Below are 7,437 nucleotides of genomic sequence, written 5' to 3' on the forward strand. Positions count from 1 at the left end.
GAGTTTTGCTTGCTCTGTGTACTTCCCCATGACACCCCCAAAGGTTGTGTCCAACATTTGGGGGTCAGTTCACCGCGTGGGAATGTTTCCCGTGACGCTCCGTGTCACACCAAGAGCAGACGCAGAGCGTCCATGGCGGCATTCCCACGCAGAGCATGGGAACGATCTGTTCGGGCGGGAAATTCAGATATGAAAACACGACATGAGAATGTCGCGTATCGGATAGTTCGCCCTGTAATAGTGCGTTTGTCAGACAAATTAGTTACGCTAGCCGCCATTTTGCGTTTGCTGCCCACAAGGACGCTGCGCGCTAAACGGGTCAGTCCTATACGGACCGACAGCATTTCCCTCACCCATAAGGGAAATCCCTCTCTAAATCCCGATTCAGTAGTGTGGTATTTCCTTAATGAAAGTGTTGAAAGGCCAGGACATCCTGGCACTCGGCTTCATGACGTTTGCCCTGTTCGTCGGGGCTGGCAACATCATCTTCCCGCCTATCGTCGGTTTGCAGTCCGGGCCTAATGTCTGGATGGCGGCGCTCGGCTTTCTGATCACCGCTGTCGGTCTGCCGGTGATCACCGTTGTCGCGCTGGCCAAGGTCGGTGGCGCCATGGACACCTTGAGCAGCCCGATCGGCAAAATCGCCGGTGGCGTGCTGGCGGCCGCGTGCTACCTCGCTGTGGGCCCGCTGTTCGCCACCCCGCGGACCGCGACCGTATCCTTCGAAGTGGGCCTGGCGCCGCTGACCGGCGAAAGCCCGCTGGCGCTGCTGCTCTACAGCTCGGTTTACTTCCTGCTGGTGTTCTTCATCTCGCTGTACCCGGGCCGTCTGCTGGACACCGTGGGCCGTTTCCTCGCGCCACTGAAGATCATCGCGCTGGCCGTACTCGGTATTGCCGCGTTCGCCTTGCCGGCGGGTGACATCGGCACCGCCACACCTGAGTACGTTGCGGCACCGTTCTCCCAGGGGTTCATCAATGGTTACCTGACCATGGATACCCTTGGCGCACTGGTGTTCGGTATCGTGATCGTCAACGCCATTCGTTCTCGCGGCGTCGAGTCTCCAGCCCTGATCACGCGTTACGCGATCATCGCCGGGCTGATTGCCGGCGTTGGTCTGGCGCTGGTGTACGTGAGCCTGTTCCGCCTGGGTTCGGGCAGCCATGAAGTGGCCGTCGGCGCTACCAACGGCGCAGCGGTATTGCACGCGTATGTGCAACACACCTTTGGATCCCTCGGCAGCGGTTTCCTCGCAGTGCTGATCTCCCTGGCCTGCCTGGTGACGGCAGTCGGCCTGACCTGTGCTTGCGCCGAATACTTCAGTCGTGTGTTGCCACTGTCCTACAAGACACTGGTGATCATCCTGGCAGCGTTCTCGCTGCTGGTGTCCAACCTGGGCCTGACCAAGCTGATCGCGTTCTCGATCCCGGTACTGACCGCGATTTATCCGCCTTGCATCGTCTTGGTGGCGCTGAGCTTCTGCAAGGATTTCTGGCTGGAGCAAGGTCGCATCGTTGGCCCGGTAATGCTGGTGTCGTTCCTGTTCGGCATGATCGACGCGCTCAAGGGCGCGGGTCTGGCGGACTGGATGCCGACTCAATTGGCACACTTGCCGCTGGCCGAACAAGGTCTGGCGTGGCTGGTGCCATGCGTCTTTACCCTGGTGGTTGCATTTGCCTGCGACCGTTTGCTGGGCAAGCGCAGCGAAGCTTTGGCTTAAGCTTCACGGCCCACCACAAGTGGGCCGTAGGCAAAACAGAAATGCCCCGTATCAATCGATACGGGGCATTTTTTATGGGCGCGGTGCAGTGTCTTTTTCCTTGCGCTAACGTCGAACCACTGCCAAAACCACATATTGGGGCGAACCTTTGTGGCGAGGGGGCTTGCCCCCGTTGGGGCGCGAAGCGGCCCTGCGCGTTTCGGGGACTGCTGCGCAGTCCAACGGGGGCAAGCCCCCTCGCCACAAAAGCCCGTTTTCACAGGTATTTGGTATCCCGCACCCACATCACAAGGATCTGCATGTCGTTCATCCACACCAATCTGATCCACATTCTTGCCGCGCTCTGGTTTGTCATCTGCTGGGGCGGTTACACCCGTTACGCTATCTGGAAGGGCCGCGATACCGCGTGTCTGGCCAGCGTGCTGCACCTTTACCGCGAAGACTGGATGCGCCGCATGCTGCTGCGTGACAACCGCATCGCTGACGCCAGTGTGGTGGGCAATCTGGAGCGTAACGCATCGTTCTTCGCCTCGAGTACCTTGATCATCCTCGCCGGTATTCTCACGGTGCTGGGCTCCTCGGAGCGGGCGCTGTCGTTGCTGGCAGACATTCCAATGGTTCAACAGGCTTCCCAGGGCATGTCGGAGATCAAGCTGCTGTGCCTGGCGCTGGTGTTCGTCTACGCCTTCTTCACCTTCAGCTGGTGCATGCGCCAATACAACTTCGCGGCGATCCTGATTGGCTCGGCGCCGATGATCGGTGAGCGCCATGTTTCCGAACAGGAGCGCAAGGCCTTCGCTTTGCGCGCTGCGCGGGTGATTTCGATGGCGGCCAACCAGTTCAACTTCGGTCTGCGTTCTTACTACTTCGGCATGACCATGCTCGCCTGGTTCGTCAGCCCGTGGCTGTTCATGTTGATGAGCGCGGGTGTGGTGCTGGTGTTGTATCGCCGGGAGTTTCACTCCGACGTGCTCGACGTAATGGTCTATACCCCTACAGAGGCGCCATTGCCCGAGGCGATAAAAGAGGTGGGTTGATGAGTATCCCGTTCTGGTGCGTGTTTATCAGTGCCGTGCTGATTTACGTCGCGCGTATGCCGGTGGCCAAGGCCATGAAAGAGCAGGGCGGTTACAACAATCACCTGCCACGCGCGCAGCAAGCGCAGCTCACAGGCTTTGGCGCACGCGCAGTGGCCGCGCATCAGAACTGTTTCGAGGCCTTCATGTTGTTTGCGGTCGGGGTATTGATGGCGCACACCACGCAAACGGCGGGGTGGCTGGTTGACGGGTTGGCAATCATCTTTGTGATTGCCCGGGTGATCTACTTGCTGTGCTACTGGGCAGACCTCGCCTGGCAACGAAGCCTGGTGTGGTTTGTCGGCTTTGTCTGTTCGTTGCTGCTGATGGTTAGTCCGACTTTTCGCGCGGTGCTGCTCTAACGCTTTAGCGGCGAACACAATAAAGCCCGCACTTGGCGGGCTTTATTGTTGCTGCACTAAAACCGATTAGTTGGTTTTAGGAGCGGCTTGTTCAGCAGCTGTCTTGCTCGAATCTACCTGAGCTTTGGCAGCATCAGCGGCTTCTTTCGCTGCGTCGTTCACTTTATCCTGAGCTTCACCAATTTTTTGCTGGACTTGTTCAATTTTTTGGGTGGCTTCTTGAGCTTTGTCCTCGGGTTTTTTACCGCAGGCAGCGATGCCGAGGGAAGCGGTCAACATCAAGGCAATAGCTAAAGTCTTACGCATGGGGTGTTTCTCCTGGTGGAAAATATCTACTTGCCCTTTCGAACGCACCGCCATGGGTTAAGTTCCATGTTTCCTACAGATATATAAGATTTATCTTGGAGGGAACTTTTTCTTAGTCCCTCTGCTGCTATGCAACAACACTAAAAAGAGCCTTTATCGAATGACCGACAACCCCATTTTCGAGCGCGCGACGCGGTTTTTATCGGCGCTGAGGCATTGCCAGGTGCTCGGGTTACGCGTGCACAGCGCCAGTAACGACGGGCTGACGATCACGTTGCCGTACAGCCCGCAGATCGTTGGTAATCCGCAGACCGGCGTGATTCATGGTGGCGCGATCACCTCGTTGATGGACACCGCGTGCGGGATGGCAACACTCTGCGTTTTGCCGGAGTTCGAGGTTTGTCCGACCCTGGATCTGCGTATCGACTACATGCACCCGGCCGAACCGCATAAAGACGTACATGGCTTTGCCCAGTGCTACCGGGTGACAACCGATGTGATCTTCACGCGCGGGTTCGCCTACCAGGATGATCCGGATCAGCCGATCGCCCACGTGGTCGGGACCTTCATGCGCATGGGCAAGGGCGTCAAAGGCACCAAAGGTTTTGGTGGCGTCATCAGTGGTGGTACGAAATGACTGATAACTTCAAAGAACAATTGCAGCAGGCCCACGAGCGTGGGGAATACGCCTCGCTGCTGCAGATGATTCCCTACGCCAAGCTGATCGGCGTCGAGTGCTCGCGATTGGGTGACGAACTGCTTTTTCGTTTGCCGGCGAATAAGGACAATATTGGCAACCCTTTGCTGCCAGCAATTCATGGCGGGGTGATTGCCGGGTTCATGGAGCTGGCGGCGGCCCTGCATTTGCTGATCTTCACCGGCTCCCCAGGTGTGCCGAAGATCATCGACTTCTCGCTCGATTATCTGCGTGCCGGGCAGTTTCGCGACACCTACGCCAAATGCCAGGTGTGCCGTCAGGGACGGCGGGTTGCCAACGTTGCGATAACCGCTTGGCAGAGCACCCAAGCCGAGCCGATTGCCACGGCGCGTGCGCATTTCAAGATTGAAGAGACCCCCAGCCCTTGAAATCCCCGTCATAGCCCCCAACTCTGATGACATCCCGCCGCCACCCCCTCTGGGCGCGGCCACTGCCATCCAATCGGAGTTTGATGACCATGAGCGTGGAAACTCAAAAGGAAACCCTGGGCTTCCAGACCGAGGTGAAGCAACTGCTGCACCTGATGATCCATTCGCTGTATTCCAACAAGGAAATTTTCCTTCGCGAACTGATCTCCAACGCCTCCGACGCTGTCGACAAATTACGTTTCGAAGCCCTGTCCAAGCCTGAGTGGCTGGAAGGTGGCGCCGAACTGAAAATCCGTGTGAGCTTCGACAAGGACGCGAAAACCGTCACCCTCGAAGACAACGGTATCGGCATGAGCCGTGACGATGTCGTGACCCACTTGGGCACCATCGCCAAATCCGGCACTGCCGATTTCATGAAACACCTGTCCGGCGATCAGAAGAAAGATTCGCACCTGATCGGTCAGTTCGGCGTAGGTTTCTACTCCGCGTTCATCGTTGCCGATAAAGTTGACGTATTCAGCCGCCGTGCCGGCCTCGCTGCCAGCGAAGGTGTGCACTGGTCGTCCAAGGGCGAAGGCGAATTCGACGTCGCCACCGTTGATAAGGAAGACCGCGGTACGCGCATCGTCCTGCACCTGAAGTCCGCTGAAGACGAGTTCGCCGATGGCTGGCGTCTGCGCAACATCATCAAGAAATACTCCGATCACATCGCTCTGCCGATCGAGCTGCCAAAAGAAGTCACCGCAGCCGAAGGCGAAGAGAAACCAGCCGTTGAATGGGAAACCGTCAACCGCGCCAGTGCTCTTTGGACCCGTCCGCGTACCGAAGTCAAGGACGAGGAATACCAGGAGTTCTACAAGCACATCGCTCACGATTTCGAGAATCCGCTGAGCTGGAGCCACAACAAGGTCGAAGGCAAGCTGGAGTACAACTCGCTGCTTTACGTGCCGGCCCGTGCTCCGTTCGACCTGTATCAGCGTGAAGCTCCGCGTGGTCTGAAGCTGTATGTGCAGCGCGTGTTCGTCATGGACCAGGCTGAGTCGTTCCTGCCGCTGTATCTGCGCTTCATCAAAGGCGTGGTCGACTCCAACGACCTGTCGCTGAACGTGTCGCGTGAAATCCTGCAGAAAGACCCGATCATCGATTCGATGAAGTCGGCGCTGACCAAGCGCGTTCTGGACATGCTGGAAAAACTGGCGAAGAACGAGCCTGAGCAATACAAGGGCTTCTGGAAAAACTTCGGTCAGGTCATGAAAGAAGGCCCGGCTGAAGATTTCGCCAACAAAGAGAAAATCGCTGGCCTGCTGCGCTTCGCCTCCACCCAGGGTGAAGAGGGCGAGCAAGTGGTCTCGCTGGCCGAATACCTGGCTCGCGCCAAGGAAGGTCAGGACAAGATCTACTACCTGACCGGCGAAACCTACGCACAGGTCAAGAACAGCCCGCACCTGGAAGTCTTCCGCAAGAAAGGCATCGAAGTGCTGCTGCTGACTGACCGTATCGACGAGTGGCTGATGAGCTACCTCAGCGATTTCGACGGCAAGAGCTTTGTCGACGTGGCACGCGGTGACCTGGACCTGGGCAACCTGGACTCGGAAGAGGACAAGAAAGCCGCAGAAGAAGTCGCCAAGAGCAAAGAAGGCCTGGTTGAGCGGATCAAGACTGCGCTGGGTGAAACCGTCAGCGAAGTGCGGGTTTCTCACCGTCTGACCGATTCCCCGGCGATTCTGGCCATCGGCGAGCAGGACCTGGGCATGCAAATGCGTCAGATCCTCGAAGCCAGCGGTCAGAAGGTTCCGGATTCCAAGCCGATCTTCGAATTCAACCCGGCTCACCCGCTGATCGAAAAACTCGACGGTGAGCAGAGCGAAGAGCGTTTTGGCGACCTGTCGCACATCCTCTTCGATCAGGCAGCCCTGGCCGCCGGCGACAGCTTGAAAGATCCGGCCGCCTATGTGCGCCGTCTGAACAAGCTGCTGGTTGAACTGTCGGTTTAACCGCGTTAAAGAAAAACCCGCTTCGGCGGGTTTTTTCATTCTGGCGTTTCTTTACGGGAGTGAGTCATGAGCCAAGTTACTGTGCGTTCCGTGGGCTATCAGATTGATGGTCAGTCTTACGAGGGTCGTCTGGCGTTCGACGCTGGCCATACAGGCCCACGTCCGGGCTTGCTGATGGCGCCGAACTGGATGGGTGTCAGCGCCGGGGCCGAGAAGATTGCCCAGGAGGTCGCAGCCAAAGGTTATGTGGTGTTGATTGCTGACCTGTATGGGCAGGCGATTCGCCCACAGAATGGCGACGAGGCGGGCGCGGCGATGATGCCGCTGAAGAATGATCGTGCGTTGTTGCGCAAGCGCATGCAGGCGGCATTTGCTGCGTTGCAGAGCCAGGGTGAAGCAGCAGTCGACACCTCGAAACTGGCGACATTCGGTTTCTGCTTCGGCGGTTGCTGTGCTCTGGAGCTGGCGCGTACCGGCGCTCCGCTCAAGGCTGCCGTGTCGTTCCACGGTACGCTGGATACGCCGAACCCTGCCGATGCGAAAAACATCAAGGGCTCGGTGCTGGTGTTGCACGGTGCTTCCGATCCATTGGTGGCGAAAGAGCAACTGCCGGCCTTCGAAGCTGAAGTGAATGCTGCAGGCGTGGATTGGCAATTGCACAGCTACGGCGGCGCGGTGCATTCCTTTACCGACCCGCACGCCAAAGTGCCGGGCACGATGATGTACGACGCCAAGACCGCCAAGCGGGCCTTTGTGTCGATGCACAACTTGCTGGATGAAGTGTTCAACGGCTAACGCCCCAGTGATCGTTCCCACGCTCCTGAACTGACCCCCAAATGTTGGACACAACCTTTGGGGGTGTCATGGGGAAGTACACAGAGCAAGCAAAACTC

8 protein-coding genes are annotated in these 7,437 nt (G+C 57.8%); 7 read left to right on the forward strand and 1 reads right to left on the reverse strand.

The genetic code is table 11. The features are described 5' to 3' along the window. Positions 1-406: 406 nt before the first annotated feature. The 3 genes from brnQ (at position 407) to KRR23_RS28805 (ending at position 3,158) form a co-directional block, all read left to right on the forward strand. Positions 407-1,720 (forward strand): branched-chain amino acid transport system II carrier protein, encoded by a 1,314-nt coding sequence (gene brnQ / locus KRR23_RS28795; protein ID WP_123585362.1) that lies wholly within the window; start codon positions 407-409, stop codon positions 1,718-1,720. 299 nt (positions 1,721-2,019) lie between these two features. After that, the gene (locus tag KRR23_RS28800) at positions 2,020-2,757 is read left to right on the forward strand and encodes a DUF599 domain-containing protein (protein ID WP_216745209.1); all 738 of its coding nucleotides are present in this window, start codon (positions 2,020-2,022) and stop codon (positions 2,755-2,757) included. Further along, the gene (locus KRR23_RS28805) at positions 2,757-3,158 is read left to right on the forward strand and encodes an MAPEG family protein (protein ID WP_216745210.1); all 402 of its coding nucleotides are present in this window, start codon (positions 2,757-2,759) and stop codon (positions 3,156-3,158) included. Before KRR23_RS28800 ends, KRR23_RS28805 begins: the two co-directional genes overlap by 1 nt. Positions 3,159-3,224: 66 nt before the next feature. On the opposite strand, the gene KRR23_RS28810 is transcribed toward KRR23_RS28805, so the two are convergent. Further along, positions 3,225-3,464, reverse strand: a complete 240-nt coding sequence (locus KRR23_RS28810) for a hypothetical protein (RefSeq protein WP_216745211.1) — start codon at positions 3,462-3,464, stop codon at positions 3,225-3,227. 160 nt (positions 3,465-3,624) lie between these two features. Between KRR23_RS28810 and KRR23_RS28815 the strand changes: the two genes are divergently transcribed. The 4 genes from KRR23_RS28815 to KRR23_RS28830 all read left to right on the forward strand — a co-directional run bounded on the left by KRR23_RS28815 (position 3,625) and on the right by KRR23_RS28830 (position 7,339). After that, on the forward strand, positions 3,625-4,101 hold the full coding sequence (locus tag KRR23_RS28815) for a PaaI family thioesterase (protein ID WP_216745212.1): 477 nt from the start codon (positions 3,625-3,627) through the stop codon (positions 4,099-4,101). Then, positions 4,098-4,550 carry a PaaI family thioesterase gene (locus KRR23_RS28820; RefSeq protein WP_216745213.1) on the forward strand — a complete coding sequence of 151 codons (453 nt, stop codon included), beginning with the start codon at positions 4,098-4,100 and terminating at the stop codon, positions 4,548-4,550. The genes KRR23_RS28815 and KRR23_RS28820 overlap by 4 nt, the downstream gene beginning before the upstream one ends. An 89-nt stretch (positions 4,551-4,639) precedes the next feature. Continuing rightward, positions 4,640-6,544: a molecular chaperone HtpG gene (gene htpG, locus KRR23_RS28825; RefSeq protein WP_216745214.1), complete on the forward strand. Its 1,905-nt coding sequence runs from the start codon at positions 4,640-4,642 to the stop codon at positions 6,542-6,544. Positions 6,545-6,610: 66 nt separating this feature from the next. Beyond that, on the forward strand, positions 6,611-7,339 hold the full coding sequence (locus KRR23_RS28830; RefSeq protein ID WP_216745215.1) for a dienelactone hydrolase family protein: 729 nt from the start codon (positions 6,611-6,613) through the stop codon (positions 7,337-7,339). The last annotated feature ends 98 nt before the right edge of the window (positions 7,340-7,437 follow it).

This window comes from Pseudomonas sp. CVAP#3 (assembly GCF_018986375.1).
In the GTDB taxonomy this organism is placed as follows: domain Bacteria; phylum Pseudomonadota; class Gammaproteobacteria; order Pseudomonadales; family Pseudomonadaceae; genus Aquipseudomonas; species Aquipseudomonas helvetica.